This is a genomic window from Arthrobacter sp. Ha26 (assembly GCF_059091705.1).
This window is the reverse complement of sequence record NZ_JBNHGX010000004.1, coordinates 24,423-39,337: the sequence shown is the minus strand read 5'-3', so window position 1 is coordinate 39,337 and position 14,915 is coordinate 24,423. Positions and strand designations below refer to the sequence as shown.

Below are 14,915 nucleotides of genomic sequence, written 5' to 3'. Positions count from 1 at the left end.
CCGGAGGTGGCGCTCCCTGCAAGGGGTCAGGACTTGGGGCTGGCTGCCGACTCGACCTTCAGCTTGCCGTCCACGATGTCCTTCTTGATCTTCTCCAGGTCAGACTTCAGTTCCGCGGGGACCTGGGACTCGAGGTCATGGAACGGGGCCAGCTGCACGCCGTCGTTGGCCAGGGTGCCGACGTACGGGGTATTGCTGAACTTGCCGTCCTTGTCCTCCTTGACCACGGTCTCCACGGCATCGCCCATCTGCTTCATGACAGAGGAGAGCATGATGTCTTTGTAGTCCGGGGCGGTGAGGTAGCCGTCGGAGTCAACCCAGATCAGCTTGACGTCCTTGCCTGCTGCCTTGGCTTCCTTCAGCGCTGCACCTGCGCCCTTGCCCACCGGGCCGGCCACGGGCATCACGATATCGGCGCCCTGGTCCAGGAAGTTCTGGGTGAGCTGCTTGCCCACATCCTGCTTCTCGAAGTCGCCGGTGAAGCTGCCGTCCTGGGCTTCCTTGTTCCAGCCAAGGAGCTTGACGTCCTTGCCCTTTTGCTCGTTGTAGTACTTGACGCCGTCGGCATAACCGTCCATAAAGATGGTCACGGTGGGGATCTTGATACCGCCGAAGGTAGCCACTGTTCCGGTCTTGGTGGTGCCGGCGGCGAGGTAGCCGGCCAGGAAGGCTGCCTGGGCAGTGTCATAGATGATCGGCTTGACGTTGGCGATCGGGGTGGCGTAGCCGAAGTCGATGATGGCGAAGTGGCTGTCCGGGTTGGCCGTTGCCTGCGCTTTGGTGGCGTCACCAAGCAGGAAGCCCACGGTGACAGTGAGGTCGCAGCCGGCGGTGACCATGGCGCGCAGGTTCGGCTCGAAGTCGTTGTTCGTCTTGGATTCCACCTGGTTGACCTTGATACCGAGGTCGGACTCGGCCTTCTTCAGGCCCTCGTAGGAGGACTGGTTGAAGGACTGGTCGTCGAACCCGCCGGAGTCGGAGACGATGCAGCCGGTGTAGTCGCTGGCCCCGGCGGAGGAGGTGCTTCCGGCTTCGGGGGCCGCGCCGCAGGCGGTCAACAGAAGGGCCGAAGCGCTGACAGTCGCCAGCCCGGCCATGGAACCGCGCTTGAATTGGGCACGCAGTGATGTCTTCAATTTTCCTCCAGGATGAAGAGAGTGGCGCTACGGCTCGAATTCAATGAGTGTCCGTTTCTGCACTGAAATTCTGTTTTCACTGACAGCCAGCAGCACTGCGCCGGAGCGCACTGATGGCACCTACTTTAGTGGCCTGCGCCACGTGGCCGTAGCATACCGGGACTCCATTGCGGAGATTGTTTACAAGTTGTTACCAATGAGTAGGGGCGGCGCCATAGCGCCGCCCCTGCCCTTCTCCATCCGACGAAAGAAAAGTCAGAGGCGGACCAGCATTTTGCCTGTGTTGGCACCGTCGAGCAGGTCCATAAAAGCCTGGGGAGCATTCTCGAGCCCGTCCATGATGGTCTCGTCGTAGCGCACGGTGCCGTTGGCGAGCCAGCCTGCCATCTTTTCGGCGAACTCTGCTGCATGCTGGGTCTGGCCGCCCACCAGGAAGCCCTTGAGGGTGAGCTGTTTGCCGATGGCCAGCATCAGGTTATGGGGCGCGGGCGTCGGCTCGGTGGAGTTGTACTGCGCAATGGCGCCGCACATCGCCACGCGGCCGCCCACCTTGAGCGTGGCAAGCGCCGCCTCGAGGTGCTCACCGCCCACATTGTCGAAGTAGACGTCGATTCCCCCAGGGCCGGCTGCCTTCTGCAGCTGCTCGCGCACGGGCCCGTCGTGGTAGTCGAAGGCCGCGTCGAAGCCCAGTTCAAGCAGCCGCGCCACTTTGGCAGGCGTGCCGGCGGATCCGATCACGCGGGACGCACCCATGGCCTTGGCAATCTGGCCCGCCAGTGAGCCCACGGCACCCGCTGCCCCGGAGACGAACACGGCGTCGCCGGCCTTGAACTCCGCAACCTTGAGCAGGCCGGCATAGGCAGTCAGCCCTGTCATGCCCAGCGCGCCCAGGAAAGCCGACGCTGGGGCGAGGTCGGTGCGCGCAGGCGTCGCCGCGGCAGCATCCACCACCGCATGTTCGCGCCAGCCCAGGGCGTGCACCACCACGTCGCCTTGCTGATGCCGCTCCGAACGGGACGCGATCACCTCGCCCACAGCGCCGCCGTCGAGCGCTTTATCAATGGCAAACGGCGCGGAATACGATTTGACGTCATTCATGCGCCCCCGCATATAGGGATCCACGGACATAAAGAGGTTGCGTACCAGGATCTGGCCATCCTGGAGTTCCGGCAGGCGGGACTCGGCAAGCCGGAAGTTCTCCGGGACGGGGCGGCCCTTGGGCCGGGCCGCCAGCTGGATTTCGCGGGTGGTATCGGGAAGGGCGGCGCTCATGCGGCGTACTCCAGGATCTTGATGTCCACGGCGATGTTGCCGCGGGTGGCGTTGGAGTAGGGGCAGATCTCGTGGGCTTTGGCCACCAGTGCCTCCGCGGTGGCAAGGTCCAGCGCCGGCAGTGCGATCTCCAGTTCCGCGGCCAGCCCGAAGCCCGCGGTATCCAGCTGCCCGAGATGGACCTTGGCGGCCACTGCGGAATCCGTCAGGTCGGCCCGTTCTTTGCGGCCCACCAGGCGCAGGGCGGAGTGGAAACAGGCGGCATAGCCGGCCGCGAAGAGCTGCTCCGGGTTGGTGCCCTGGCCGGTTCCGCCCAGCTCCACGGGGCTGGAGAGGGTTACGTCCAGCTTGCCGTCGTTGGTGCGTGCGGTGCCGTCGCGGCCTTCGCCGGAGGCAAGCGCCTGGGCAGTGTAAAGAGGTTTCACGGTGTTTCCGTCCTGTTGTGGGGTTGAAATCTGTGCTGTCAGACTGCGTTGTGCAGGGCAGCTGTCAGCCGGCCCAGGGTGTTGCGCAGTTGATCAAGTTCTTCGGCTGTAAGGCCCGCCGCTTCAGCGAGCCGCGCCGGAATGGCGCCTGCCTTCCCGCCCAGCTCCCGTCCGGCAGGGGTCAGGTGGATGGCAACCCGGCGCTCGTCCTCGCCGGACCGGCGGCGTTCCACCAGGCCCAGGGACTCCAGGCGCTTCAGCAGGGGCGAGAGGGTGCCGGAGTCAAGGCCGAGCTCTTCACCCAGCTCCTTCACGCCGCGCGGTTCGTTTTCCCACAGCACCAGCATCACCAGGTATTGCGGGTACGTGAGGCCCAGGTCTTCGAGGACCGGCCGGTACACGGCAGTGGCGGCACGCGATGCGGAGTAGAGCGCAAAGCACACCTGGCGGTTCAAGCGGGGAGCATCGGTCATGGAGTAAATATAGCGCACAACTAGATTGTGCACAACTTATATGGGACGGTTAATTAAGGACAGGGCGCTTGTTCCGAGAAGTACGACGACGGGCGGCCGGCCGGTCTTAAAGGTCGCGGATGGTGCGCAGCGCCGCAGCGGTGAGCACGCGGATGCCAAGGCCCAGGGCCCGTTCGTCCAGGATGTAATCGCCGCGGTGGAGATCGTATTCCTCGCCGCCCGGAGTCTTGGTACCGAGCCGCATCATGGCGCCGGGCAGCTCCGCGAGGAACCAGGCGAAGTCCTCCCCGCCCATGGACTGCGGGGTCAACACCACGGCGCTTTCGCCGATTTCGGCCCGTGCCGACGCCTCGATAATTGCCGTCTCGTGCTCGGAGTTCACTACCGGGGGCACTCCCCTGGTGTGCTCCAGGCGAACGTCAACGCCGTACGGGGCGGCCACCTGGTGCACCACTTCGTCCAGCAGTTCGCCCGCCGCGTGCCACGCCTCACGGTCCAGGCACCGCATGGTTCCGGCCATGTAGCCGGTGCCGGGAATGGCGTTGGGAGCCGAGCCTGCAGAGATCTGGCCCCACACCACGGAGACCCCGCTCCGGACATCCACCCTGCGGGACAGGACAGCGGGCACATTCACGGCGATTTGCGCCAGGGCGAACACCAGGTCCTCGGTCAGGTGCGGCCGGGAGGTGTGGCCGCCGCGGCCGGAAAGCTCGATCCGGATAGTGTCCGAGGCGGAGGTGATGGCGCCGATGCGCGTCCCGATCCTGCCCACGTCAATGCGCGGATCGCAATGCAGGGCCAGGATGCGGGGAACCCCGTCCAGCACGCCCTGCTCAATGCAGGAGTGCGCGCCGCCTGGCATGGTTTCCTCGGCCGGCTGGAAGATGATCCGGACCGTGGCGCCGAGCGGTACTTCCTGGTGCATGCGGTGCAGTACCAGGGCGATGCCCAACATGGTGGTGGTGTGGACGTCGTGGCCGCAGGCGTGCGTCACACCGTGGTTTTTCGAGGCGAAGGGCAGGCCCGTCTCCTCGATAATGGGCAACGCATCGATGTCTCCGCGCAGGGCAGTGGCAATGGGCCCCTCCCCCACATCCACGGTGAGCCCGGTGCCGTCCAGCCGGCGGGGGCTAAGTCCGGCAGCTTCCAGCCGCTCGGCGAGCTTGTCCGTGGTGCGGAATTCCTTGAAGGACAGTTCCGGATGCGCATGCAGGTCCCGGCGGAAATCGATCAGTTCCGGCAGGAGCGGCTCAAGCCAGGGTGCCACCAGCGCGGTGGGCTCGGCTTCCGTAGTGTAGTTGCGCACGAATTCACTCTAGCGAGGGTCACCGGATTACGGGCCATCGCGGTCCCCGCGTTACATCCGCGGGGCCGCGGCGGCCTGAAAGCAGGGAAGGCCTAGAGAACGTCGGTGTCCCCGCTGGCCTTCAATGCATCGACGGCGGCCTTGACCCTTTGCGAATTGGCCATGGTGGTTACCAGCAGGGCATCGGGGGTATCCACGATGACAACGTCCTGGATCCCGATCAGGGCGATCACGCGCTTGGTGTCGGTAACCACCACGCCGCTGGAGTTCTCGGTGAACACGCGCGCGCCCTCGCCGAGCACGGTGACATCATCCACTTCCTTGGCACTGTTGAGCCGGCCCACGGAGGCGAAGTCACCGACGTCGTCCCAGCGGAAGGAACCGGGCACGACGGCGACGTCCCCGGCTTCGGCGGCAGGTTCGGCCACGGCATAGTCGATGGCGATCTTGGGCAGGGTGGGCCAGACGCGGGCCGTGACCTCGTCGCGGTGGGGGGTGTCCCAGGCGCGGGCGATTTCCTGCAGGCCCTGGAACAGCGCCGGCTGGTTGGCCTCAAGGTGCTTAAGCAGGAGTGCTACGGGGGCCACGAACATGCCGGCGTTCCACACGTAGTTGCCGCTGTCCACGTACTGCTGGGCCACTTCCTCGTCCGGCTTTTCGACAAACTCCACCACGTCCAGGGCACTGGGGGCGCCGTCGATGTGCAGGTCCTGGCCGGAACGGATGTACCCGAACCCGGTGGAGGGGTGGGTGGGCTTGATGCCGATGGTGACGATCTTGCCGGCGGCGGCGGTGTAAATAGCTTCCTTGACGGCCTGCTGGAAGAGGTTGTCCGGGCTGATCACCTGGTCCGCGGCGAAGGAACCCATGATGGTGTCCGGATCGCGTTCGTGCAGGATGGCGGCAGCGAGTCCGATGGCCGCGCCGGAATCCTTGGGCTCGGACTCGAGGACCAGGTCCCCGTCCTGGACTTCCGGAAGCTGACGGCATACTGCCTCGCGGTGGGCCCGTCCCGTGACCACCAGCATCCGGGTGCCGGCCAGCGGGTGCAGCCGGTCATAGGTGGCGCGCAGCAAAGTACTGCCCGAGCCGGTGAGGTCGTGAAGGAACTTGGGAGCTGCGGCTCGCGACAGGGGCCAAAGGCGGGTCCCCACACCGCCGGCCGGGATCACCGCAATGAAGCGGTCAAGGGGTGAAACCGGGCTTGTCACTTTGTCTGTACTCATCAACGCCTACTTTAGCCGACCGCCTGCCGTGGCCCCTTCCGGACCCCGGTATCCGGCCCCTGGCAGAGCAGCCGGGACTTCATAAGGGCGCGCGATTGTGGCGTTTATCTCATTAATCTCCCAAATCCTTGCTACTGCTGGGCACCAAGGAGTTCCTAAATTGAATAAGCTGTGAGCGGAGCCTAGATTTAGGCCTGAGCTACGAGTGCTCTCGCAGCAGGCGTTCCCCCCGCGTGGATCTCATGCCAGCGCCGCTGTGTTGCAGGGAGGTTTATCAGTGCCGACAAAACCAGCTGGCACCTTGTACCGCGGCCGTGAAGGCATGTGGTCCTGGGTAGGACACCGGATTACCGGTGTAGTGATCTTTTTCTTCTTGTTGGTCCACGTCCTGGACACCTCCTTGGTGCGTGTCTCTCCCGAGGCCTACACCGCGGTGATCGGTGCTTACAAGAACCCCCTTATGGCCCTGGGCGAGACGGGCCTTGTTGCCGCCATCGTCTTCCACGCCTTCAACGGCCTGCGCATCATTGCGGTGGACTTCTGGAAGAAGGGTGCCAAGTACCAGCGCCAGATGCTCTGGGCCGTCCTGGGTCTCTGGGTTGTCACCATGGTCGCCTTCTCCATCCGCCACCTGTCCCTTGCGCTCGGAGGTCACTAAGCCATGTCTGCAACCATTGAGAGCCCGCGCAGCGGGCGGATCGCACCGCAGTACCGCCGCAACGGCGGAAGCCGGGGCAACTTCGAAATGATCGCCTGGCTGTTCATGCGGCTCTCCGGCGTAGTTCTGGTGGTCCTGATCTTCGGCCACCTCTTTGTGAACCTCATGGTAGGCGAAGGCATCCACGCCATCGACTTCGGTTTTGTGGCCGGCAAGTGGGCAGATCCGTTCTGGCAGTTCTGGGACCTCGCCATGCTGTGGCTGGCCATGCTGCACGGCACCAACGGCGTGCGCACCATCATCAACGACTACGCCGAGAAGGACTCGAGCCGCCGCTGGCTCAAGACCGTCCTGTACTCAGCCACCGTGGTCATCATTGTCCTGGGCACCCTGGTGATCTTCACCTTCAACCCTTGCCCCGTCGTCGACGGCGTGCCCCTGCCTGGCGGATTCTGCCCTGCCTAGCACCGGCACCATCCCGGGCCCGCGGGTACAACCGCGGGCCTTGTTTTGCGGAGCAGGCTACGCCCGCCCGTTGTTTTATTGCGAATTTTGAGAGAAAGAGCGTCTGGTATGCAGGTCCATAAGTACGACGTCGTCATCGTCGGTGCCGGTGGCGCTGGCATGCGCGCGGCGATCGAATCCGGTCAACGCGCCCGCACAGCAGTACTGACCAAGCTCTACCCCACCCGCTCGCACACCGGTGCGGCGCAGGGTGGCATGTGTGCAGCCCTTGCCAACGTCGAGGAAGACAACTGGGAGTGGCACACCTTCGACACCGTCAAGGGCGGCGACTACCTGGTGGACCAGGATGCCGCCGAGGTCATGGCGAAGGAAGCCATCGACGCCGTGCTCGATCTTGAAAAGATGGGCCTGCCGTTCAACCGCACGCCCGAGGGGCGGATTGACCAGCGCCGATTCGGCGGCCACACCCGCGACCACGGCAAGGCCCCCGTGCGCCGCGCCTGCTACGCCGCAGACCGCACCGGCCACATGATCCTGCAGACGCTGTACCAAAACTGCGTCAAGCACAACGTTGAGTTCTACAACGAGTACTACGTCCTGGACCTGCTGACGGTCGAAGAGGACGCCGTGCGCGAGGACGGCACGCCGTACAAGCAAAAGCGCGTCGCCGGCGTGGTCTCCTACGACCTCGCATCCGGCGAGCTGCACGTATTCCAGGCCAAGTCCGTGGTGTTCGCCTCCGGCGGCGCCGGCAAGGTCTTCAAGACCACCTCCAACGCACACACCCTCACCGGTGACGGCATGGGCATCGCGTTCCGCCGCGGTATTCCGCTGGAGGACATGGAGTTCTTCCAGTTCCACCCCACCGGCCTCGCCGGCCTGGGCATTCTCCTCTCGGAGGCCGCCCGTGGCGAAGGCGCCATCCTGCGCAACTCGGAGGGTGAGCGCTTCATGGAGCGCTACGCCCCCACCATCAAGGACCTGGCGCCGCGTGACATCGTGGCCCGTTCCATGGCCAACGAGGTCCGTGAAGGCCGTGGCTGCGGCCCGAACAAGGACTACGTCCTCCTGGACCTCACGCACCTGGAGCCGGCTCACATCGATGCCAAGCTGCCGGACATCACCGAGTTCGCCCGCACGTACCTGGGCGTGGAGCCATACACGGAACCAGTTCCCGTGTTCCCCACCGCTCACTACGCCATGGGCGGCATCCCCACCAACATCACCACCGAGGTCCTGCAGGACAACGACACCGTGGTCCCCGGCCTGTATGCAGCCGGGGAAGTAGCCTGCGTTTCGGTGCACGGCTCCAACCGCCTGGGCACCAACTCGCTGCTGGACATCAACGTGTTCGGCAAGCGCGCCGGCATTGCCGCAGCCGAGTACGCCAAGACGGCCGACTACGTGGAACTGCCGGAGAACCCGCTGGCATACACCACCGAGCTGCTGGACATTGCGCGCAACGGCACCGGCGACGAAAAGGTGGCGCAGATCCGCAAGGAACTGCAGGACACCATGGACGCCAACATGCAGGTGTTCCGCACTGCGGATACCCTGAACCAGGTCCTGCGGGACATCGCCTCCTTCGAGGAGCGGTACAAGCGCATCAACGTCCAGGACAAGGGGAAGCGCTTCAACCTTGACCTGCTCGAAGCCGTTGAGCTCGGCTTCCTGCTGGAGCTGGCCAAGGTCATGACCGTGGCGGCCCTGCACCGTGAAGAATCCCGCGGCGGACACTTCCGCGAGGACTTCCCGGAACGCGACGACGAGAAATTCATGAAGCACTCCATGGCGTACAAGGATGACCACGCGCCGGCAGACGGATCCGCAGAAGCAATTGCCGGAATCCGCCTGGCCACGAAGCCGGTTGTCTTTACCCGCTACGAGCCGATGGTGAGGAAGTACTAAGATGACCGCTGAAATCGCTGAGCCAGCCTCAAAGATTGAACTGCCTGCCGGCGTCGGCGGTGGCGGCGAAATCCCCACGTTCGATGTGCACATGCGCGTCCGCCGGTACAACCCCGAGGTGTCCGGCGAGGCCACCTGGGATGACTACCACCTGACCATGTACGGCACGGACCGTGTCCTGGATGCCCTGCACAAGGTCAAGTGGGAAATCGACGGCAGCCTGTCCTTCCGCCGCTCCTGCGCCCACGGCGTCTGCGGCTCCGATGCCATGCGCATCAACGGCCGCAACCGCCTCGCCTGCAAGACCCTCCTGAAGGACCTGGACACGTCCAAGCCCATCACGGTGGAACCCATCAAGGGCCTGCCGGTGGAGAAGGACCTGATCGTGGACATGGAACCGTTTTTCCAGTCCTACCGCGAAGTCATGCCGTTCCTGATCAACAAGGGCCACGAACCCACCCGGGAGCGACTGCAGTCCGCCGAGGACCGTGAGCGTTTTGACGACACCACCAAGTGCATCCTCTGCGCGGCCTGCACGTCGTCCTGCCCCGTGTTCTGGACCGACGGCCAGTACTTCGGCCCGGCAGCGATCGTCAACGCGCACCGCTTCATCTTCGATTCACGCGATGATGCCGGCGACATGCGCCTGGAGATCCTGAACGACAAGGAAGGCGTGTGGCGCTGCCGCACCACCTTCAACTGCTCCGAAGCATGCCCCCGCGGCATCCAGGTGACCCAGGCCATCCAAGAGGTCAAGCAGGCCATTCTCTCCCGCAAGATCTGACCAAAGGATCAAGCGGACGACGGCGTCGCTCACCACGTACGGGGAACGTACAGTGAGCGGCGCCGTCGCCGTTTCCCCGGTTGGCACCTCGAGTTGTGCTATCAGATCCGGTCTCCAAAGCGCTGGTTTGGCGACCAAAACCGATAGGGCATCCGCAACAAATGAAAGGGGACACCATGTCCCGCTCTGAAAAAGTCTCCTTCGCCGGTTCCACCGGCGAGGTACTCTCCGGCCTCATCGATGTACCTGAGGGGCCGGTGAAGGGCTGGGGAGTGTTCTCGCACGGCTTCACTCTCGGCAAGGACAGCCCGTCGGCTTCACGGATGTGCAAGGCCCTGGCGGACAGCGGCATCGGGATGCTGCGGTTCGACAACCTTGGCCTGGGCGGTTCCGCCGGGGAATGGTCGGCCGGCTCGTTCAGCCATAAGGTGGCGGACACGGTGAAGGCTGCCGAGTTCATGCGCGGCGAAGGGAAGGAAATTTCCCTGCTGGTGGGCCACTCATTCGGCGGTGCGGCAGTGCTGGCAGCCGCCCGGGAGATCCCCGAGCTCGACGCCGTCGCTACCGTTGGGGCGCCCTTCTCACCGAAGCACGTGGCACACGTCTTCGACGCCGCCCTGGACAAGATCCTGAGCGAAGGCAGCGCGGAAGTTGACCTCGGCGGGAAGCGGGTGGAGATCCGCAAGCATTTCGTGGAGGACCTCGAAAACGCCGACCTGACCGACTGCATCAAGCAGCTGCACAAGCCCCTGATGGTGCTGCACTCCCCCACGGACAACACGGTGGGCATCGAGAACGCGAGCACCATTTTCCAGACCGCGCGGCATCCGCGGAACTTCGTGTCCCTTGAAGGCAGCGACCATCTCCTGACCGGGAAGGGCCAGGCGGCACGGGCCGCCAAGATCATCGCTGCCTGGGCTGACCAGTACCTGGACGCCGCCCAGTAGCCGCCTGACCGGCTCCCGCTCCTGCGGGCGGGCAGCCACGAGCCGTGGAATTCCGCTCACGTCTGGGGCGTAGGCCGGCGTGCTCCGAGGATCTTCTTGCCCGGAGTTTCTCCTGAATGCAGGTCGGCCTCGCGGACGGCGGCCCAGCCGGCCGAGATGAGGTAGACCTGGCTGACCAGGTTGAACCAGATCAGCAGGCCGATGATGATCGCGAACGGCGCCAGGATGGGATTGCGGCCGGCGCCGGCCAGCAGCTCGGTACTGAAGACCTGCAGGACGGTGGTGCCGAGAGCCGCAAAAATGGTGCCTTCCAGCAGCGCGCGGCGGGACAGCTTCAGCCCGGCCGCCAGCCGATACATAATCAGGGCCGTGACCCAGCTCAGCACCAGCGGGACCGCGATCTTGACTGAGGTGGTCAGCGGGCCCGCCACAATGTCGTCGAGCCGCAGGAAGTCGGTGACCCAGCCGGCGGCAGTGCCAAAAACCAGCGAGGCGCCGGCGCTGATGACCAGGGCGGTGCCCAGCAGGAGCAGGGTGCCGGCATCGCGCAGCTTCAGCAGGACGGGATTGACTACTAAGGGAGGCAACTGCATCACGCCCCGCAGCCCGTCCCGCAGACTCGCAATCCAGCGCAAGGACGTAAAGACTGTTACTGCGGCCGCGATGGCTGCAGTCCAACCCAGCCCGTCCGGGTTCAACATGTCCTGCGGGTCGACCAGGCCCTCGCCGCCGTTCACCTTCAGGAGGCCGGGCGCGCTTGCCGCTACGCTGCTGATGATCGTGTCCAGCAGCGCAGGTTGTCCCCGCAGCACCAGCCCGGCAACGGAGAATCCCGTGGTGAGCAGGCCCGTGATGGAGAAGAACATATTAAAACCCATGCCGGCGCTCATGAGCGGGCCGTGCTGGAGGTTGTAGTGCCGGAAAGCCCGCAGGGGGCGTAACGAGTTAAGGCGCGCCAGCAGCCACTGGAACGTGGCCAGCACTGTGGCGAAGAAGCTTCCGCCGGCCGAACGGCGCGCTTTCCCCAACTCCATCCGCTTCTGGATGACGGCAAGCTTCAACTGCGCCCGTTCCGTTGGAAGCGGCTGTTGTTCAGCCTGCTTCTGCTGCCGTGTCCGCGGCGGTGTCCGTGAATCGGGTGCCGGCGTCGCTGTCAGTTTCGGTCCCAAAGTCCAGCTCTTCCCGTAGCTGCCAGATGCCGTCCGCATCGTGCTCGTAAAGTCCCATGCTAACCACGGGGAAGGTGGCTCTATAGCTCTTCAGTACCGTTTCGGCTTCATCGAGGCTTTCGGGGGCGACGTCGTGGGCGATAGTGACGTGCGGGTGGTATGCGAAGGGCAGATCCCGCTGGAGCGGACCCTGCTGGAGCTTTTCGTGCAGGTCCACGCATGCCTCGAAGCCTTCCTCCACGTTGATGAAGACCACCGGGGAAACAGGGCGGAACGTCCCCGTACCGGCGATGGTGACCATAAAGGGGCTCTGGCGGCGCGCCACCTCCCGCACATGCTCCCGGGTGGCTTCCCAGTCGCGGGTAGGCGTAGTGGTCACCAGGGTGATGTGTGCAGGCACCACCTCCGCGAGCGGGTCCCCGAAAGAAGCCCGCCAGCGCTGGAGTTCCTCAGCCACCTCCGGCGGGAAGCCCAGGATGACCCCCACGCTGATGTCTTCCGTCCGGGATGGCCTCCGCCTGGCCGCGCCGGTGTCCTCCGCTGGGTCGCCTTGGGGGTTACCGGGGCTTCCCGGTGCCTGTTTGGAGCGGGAGCCTCCCCTTGCGGTGACTTTGCTGGATGGCATGGCGCTAGCGGACTCCTGCGAGGGAGAAGGACGGGAGGAAGCCCATGCGCTCGTACACCTGGCCAAGGGTAACCGACGCGATTTCGCGGGCACGCTCAGCGCCGTGGGCCAGCAGCCGGTCAAGTTCCGCCGGGTCCGACATCAACTCGTTGGTGCGGTCGCGCAGCGGCGTGACGAACTCCACCACTACCTCCGCCAGGTCAACTTTGAGGTGGCCGTACATCTTGCCCTGGTACTCGGCTTCGAGCTCGGCAATGGACCTGCCGGTGAGGGAGGAATAGATGGTCAGCAGGTTGGAGATCCCGGGCTTTTCCTCGGGGTCGAACCGGATGTCCGTGCCGGCATCGGTCACCGCGGACTTGATGCGCTTGGCCGCGACCTTGGGGTCCTCGAGCAGCTGGATGGCACCATTGGGTGACTCCCCGGTCTTGGACATCTTGGCGCTGGGATTCTGGAGGTCGTAGATCTTGGCGCGTTCCTTCACGATGGTGGCTTCGGGAACGGTGAAGGTGGCTCCGAACTTCGTATTGAACCGTTGCGCCAGGTTCCGGGTGAGTTCCAGGTGCTGGCGCTGGTCCTCTCCCACGGGAACCAGGTCGGACTGGTACAGCAGGATGTCCGCCGCCATCAAGGTGGGATATGCGAACAATCCCAGGGTGGCGGCGTCGGCGCCGGACTTTTGGGTCTTGTCCTTGAATTGGGTCATTCGGGATGCTTCCCCAAAACCCGTGATGCAGTTCAGCGCCCAGGCAAGCTGGGCGTGTTCGGGCACGTGGGACTGGACGAAGAAGATGCTCTTGTCCGGGTCGATGCCGGCAGCGATGTACTGGGCCGCAACGACGCGCGTGCGCTTGGCCAGTTCGGCTGGATCAAAGTCCACGGTGATGGCGTGAAGATCCGGAATGAAGAACACGGCGTCGTACTCGGCCTGCATGTCTACCCAGTTGCGGACGGCGCCGATGTAGTTGCCCAGGTGCAGGGAGTCCGCAGTGGGCTTCGCACCGGAGAGGATGCGCTTCTTGGAGGCAAGGGGAGTCTGGCTAGTCATGGCGAGGAAACCTTCGGGGCTTAGAGCTGGTAGTCCACTACGAGCGGGGCATGGTCGGAGAATCGGGTGTCCCACGAGGCTGCCCGGTCAACAACGGCCGAGATGGCGGAGGACGCCAGTTCCGGGGTGGCCAGGTGGTAGTCGATCCGCCAGCCCGTGTCATTGTCGAACGCCTTGCCGCGCTGCGACCACCAGGTGTACGGGCCGTCAACGTCACCGGCAAGGTTGCGGTGGACGTCCTGCCAGCCGATCTCCTCGCCGAAGAACCGGTCGAAGTACGCCCGTTCCTCCGGAAGGTGGCCCGCCTTCTTGATGTTGGCCTTGGAGTTCCGGATGTCCCGGGGTGTGTGGGCCACATTGAGGTCACCGACTACCAAGGCATGGTCGCTGTGCTTGGTCAGTTCCGGCAGGCGGTTGCCCATCGCATCCAGAAACCGGAACTTGTCAACCTGCTTGGCGGTGCCCACCTCGCCGGAGTGGACGTAGGCGCTGGCCACTGTGAGCTGGACGGGATGTCCGGCAGCGTCGGCGAAGCGGAAATCGGCCTCCACCCAGCGGCCTGCGGTGGCGAAGTAATCGTCCCCGATGCCGTTCCGCGTTGCGAGGGGTTCTTCGCGTGAAGCAATGGCCACGCCGGCCCGCCCCTTGGCTTCGGCCTCGGCGTGCAGGATGTGCCAGCCGTCGCCCAGCAGCTGCCGGACGATGGCGTCAGGAGCGCGGACCTCCTGCAGGCAGAGGATGTCCACCGCACGCGGTTCCAGCCACGCCGCCATACCGTTCTTGAAGGCAGCCCGGAGGCCGTTGACATTAACGGATGCGATGCGAAGGTGGTCCTTCTTCAATGCCGAGCTCACCCGCTCCACTCTAGTCGATGATGGTTCCGGTGACCGGCTCTCCGCTCCCGGAGGACTTGATCATGTCCCGGGCGTTCGTGGCGGTGATTTCGATGGTTTCCAAGGCCCTGTTAATGGTGTCCTGGTTGGCGGCAGCGCCCTTGGCGCGTTCTTCTTCCACCACCCGCACCTGCACCTGCACGATCTTGAAGGAGTGGTCCAGCTTGAGGTCGCGGACCTCCTCCGCCTGGCCGCGTTCGGCAACAACCCGGGTGCCGCCCTGGTCCGCCCCGGCGTACGGCCCACGCCCCGCCGCGGTGCTGAAGGCATTCTGGGCTTCGGTCAGCTTCGCTCCGGCTTTCTTGGCGGCCTTCTGGATGCTGAAGACCACAAAGGACGCAAGGGCCAGCCAGAAGAAGGCGATAATGGCAACTACCCAGCCCACGACGTCGTTCTGGTTGGCTGCGAAGATGACAGCCACCACGAATGCGGTGACGAGGACCATCAGACCCGGCCCGCTGATGCGGAACATCGAGAATCCGCCCATGGCGGGTTTGGAGGATGACTTGGAGCTGCCCAGAGATTGCATGCACCTATTCTCTCAAATGCCCGGGGATGCTCCGGCCGCCTTCCACCCCCG

Annotated in this window: 16 protein-coding genes; 5 read left to right on the top strand and 11 right to left on the bottom strand. The window is 64.6% G+C overall.

The genetic code is table 11. The annotated features are described in order from the left end of the window. Positions 1–26 precede the first annotated feature (26 nt). From AC5RVY_RS10975 to AC5RVY_RS10950, 6 genes are all read right to left on the bottom strand, one after another. The gene (locus AC5RVY_RS10975) at positions 27–1,136 is read right to left on the bottom strand and encodes a BMP family lipoprotein (protein WP_493954742.1); all 1,110 of its coding nucleotides are present in this window, start codon (positions 1,134–1,136) and stop codon (positions 27–29) included. Between the two features lie 255 nt (positions 1,137–1,391). Beyond that, complete coding sequence (locus tag AC5RVY_RS10970) at positions 1,392–2,408, bottom strand: NADP-dependent oxidoreductase (RefSeq protein ID WP_493954741.1); 1,017 nt, start codon at positions 2,406–2,408, stop codon at positions 1,392–1,394. After that, the gene (locus AC5RVY_RS10965; RefSeq protein ID WP_493954740.1) at positions 2,405–2,833 is read right to left on the bottom strand and encodes an organic hydroperoxide resistance protein; all 429 of its coding nucleotides are present in this window, start codon (positions 2,831–2,833) and stop codon (positions 2,405–2,407) included. The genes AC5RVY_RS10970 and AC5RVY_RS10965 overlap by 4 nt, the downstream gene beginning before the upstream one ends. 38 nt (positions 2,834–2,871) lie before the next feature. Then, on the bottom strand, positions 2,872–3,306 hold the full coding sequence (locus tag AC5RVY_RS10960) for a MarR family winged helix-turn-helix transcriptional regulator (RefSeq protein WP_493954739.1): 435 nt from the start codon (positions 3,304–3,306) through the stop codon (positions 2,872–2,874). A 106-nt stretch (positions 3,307–3,412) separates the two neighbouring features. After that, on the bottom strand, positions 3,413–4,612 hold the full coding sequence (locus AC5RVY_RS10955; protein WP_493954738.1) for an amidohydrolase: 1,200 nt from the start codon (positions 4,610–4,612) through the stop codon (positions 3,413–3,415). A gap of 92 nt (positions 4,613–4,704) precedes the next feature. Then, positions 4,705–5,838, bottom strand: a complete 1,134-nt coding sequence (locus tag AC5RVY_RS10950) for a mannose-1-phosphate guanylyltransferase (RefSeq protein WP_493954737.1) — start codon at positions 5,836–5,838, stop codon at positions 4,705–4,707. Positions 5,839–6,115: 277 nt separating this feature from the next. On the opposite strand from AC5RVY_RS10950, the gene sdhC reads away from it, so the two are divergent. The 5 genes from sdhC to AC5RVY_RS10925 all read left to right on the top strand — a co-directional run bounded on the left by sdhC (position 6,116) and on the right by AC5RVY_RS10925 (position 10,600). After that, the gene (gene sdhC, locus AC5RVY_RS10945; protein ID WP_015936418.1) at positions 6,116–6,496 is read left to right on the top strand and encodes a succinate dehydrogenase, cytochrome b556 subunit; all 381 of its coding nucleotides are present in this window, start codon (positions 6,116–6,118) and stop codon (positions 6,494–6,496) included. 3 nt (positions 6,497–6,499) lie between these two features. After that, a complete protein-coding gene (locus AC5RVY_RS10940) occupies positions 6,500–6,961 on the top strand; it encodes a succinate dehydrogenase hydrophobic membrane anchor subunit (RefSeq protein WP_493954736.1) in 462 nt (153 codons plus the stop codon). A 108-nt stretch (positions 6,962–7,069) separates the two neighbouring features. Next, the gene (gene sdhA / locus AC5RVY_RS10935; protein ID WP_307610775.1) at positions 7,070–8,869 is read left to right on the top strand and encodes a succinate dehydrogenase flavoprotein subunit; all 1,800 of its coding nucleotides are present in this window, start codon (positions 7,070–7,072) and stop codon (positions 8,867–8,869) included. A 1-nt stretch (position 8,870) separates the two neighbouring features. Continuing rightward, positions 8,871–9,653: a succinate dehydrogenase iron-sulfur subunit gene (locus AC5RVY_RS10930; protein ID WP_050055921.1), complete on the top strand. Its 783-nt coding sequence runs from the start codon at positions 8,871–8,873 to the stop codon at positions 9,651–9,653. 176 nt (positions 9,654–9,829) lie between these two features. Then, on the top strand, positions 9,830–10,600 hold the full coding sequence (locus AC5RVY_RS10925) for an alpha/beta hydrolase family protein (RefSeq protein ID WP_493954735.1): 771 nt from the start codon (positions 9,830–9,832) through the stop codon (positions 10,598–10,600). A 56-nt stretch (positions 10,601–10,656) separates the two neighbouring features. On the opposite strand, the gene AC5RVY_RS10920 is transcribed toward AC5RVY_RS10925, so the two are convergent. The 5 genes from AC5RVY_RS10920 to AC5RVY_RS10900 are packed head-to-tail and all read right to left on the bottom strand — an operon-like array spanning position 10,657 to position 14,864. Continuing rightward, positions 10,657–11,634, bottom strand: coding sequence for a YihY/virulence factor BrkB family protein (locus AC5RVY_RS10920; protein WP_493955048.1), 978 nt, complete (start codon positions 11,632–11,634; stop codon positions 10,657–10,659). A 58-nt stretch (positions 11,635–11,692) separates the two neighbouring features. Further along, on the bottom strand, positions 11,693–12,394 hold the full coding sequence (locus AC5RVY_RS10915) for a 2'-5' RNA ligase family protein (protein WP_493954734.1): 702 nt from the start codon (positions 12,392–12,394) through the stop codon (positions 11,693–11,695). A gap of 4 nt (positions 12,395–12,398) precedes the next feature. After that, positions 12,399–13,442: a tryptophan--tRNA ligase gene (gene trpS / locus AC5RVY_RS10910; protein ID WP_493954733.1), complete on the bottom strand. Its 1,044-nt coding sequence runs from the start codon at positions 13,440–13,442 to the stop codon at positions 12,399–12,401. 20 nt (positions 13,443–13,462) lie between these two features. Further along, positions 13,463–14,296: an exodeoxyribonuclease III gene (locus AC5RVY_RS10905; protein ID WP_493954732.1), complete on the bottom strand. Its 834-nt coding sequence runs from the start codon at positions 14,294–14,296 to the stop codon at positions 13,463–13,465. Positions 14,297–14,306: 10 nt separating this feature from the next. Then, positions 14,307–14,864: a hypothetical protein gene (locus AC5RVY_RS10900; protein WP_493954731.1), complete on the bottom strand. Its 558-nt coding sequence runs from the start codon at positions 14,862–14,864 to the stop codon at positions 14,307–14,309. Positions 14,865–14,915: the final 51 nt, after the last annotated feature.

Coding starts and splice junctions, on each gene's coding strand:
- AC5RVY_RS10970 (WP_493954741.1), bottom strand. CDS start 2,408: ATGAGCGCCGCCCTTCCCGATACCACCCGCGAAATCCAGCTGGCGGCC.
- AC5RVY_RS10960 (WP_493954739.1), bottom strand. CDS start 3,306: ATGACCGATGCTCCCCGCTTGAACCGCCAGGTGTGCTTTGCGCTCTAC.
- AC5RVY_RS10950 (WP_493954737.1), bottom strand. CDS start 5,838: ATGAGTACAGACAAAGTGACAAGCCCGGTTTCACCCCTTGACCGCTTC.
- AC5RVY_RS10940 (WP_493954736.1), top strand. CDS start 6,500: ATGTCTGCAACCATTGAGAGCCCGCGCAGCGGGCGGATCGCACCGCAG.
- sdhA (WP_307610775.1), top strand. CDS start 7,070: ATGCAGGTCCATAAGTACGACGTCGTCATCGTCGGTGCCGGTGGCGCT.
- AC5RVY_RS10930 (WP_050055921.1), top strand. CDS start 8,871: ATGACCGCTGAAATCGCTGAGCCAGCCTCAAAGATTGAACTGCCTGCC.
- AC5RVY_RS10925 (WP_493954735.1), top strand. CDS start 9,830: ATGTCCCGCTCTGAAAAAGTCTCCTTCGCCGGTTCCACCGGCGAGGTA.
- AC5RVY_RS10920 (WP_493955048.1), bottom strand. CDS start 11,634: ATGGAGTTGGGGAAAGCGCGCCGTTCGGCCGGCGGAAGCTTCTTCGCC.
- AC5RVY_RS10915 (WP_493954734.1), bottom strand. CDS start 12,394: ATGCCATCCAGCAAAGTCACCGCAAGGGGAGGCTCCCGCTCCAAACAG.
- trpS (WP_493954733.1), bottom strand. CDS start 13,442: ATGACTAGCCAGACTCCCCTTGCCTCCAAGAAGCGCATCCTCTCCGGT.
- AC5RVY_RS10900 (WP_493954731.1), bottom strand. CDS start 14,864: ATGCAATCTCTGGGCAGCTCCAAGTCATCCTCCAAACCCGCCATGGGC.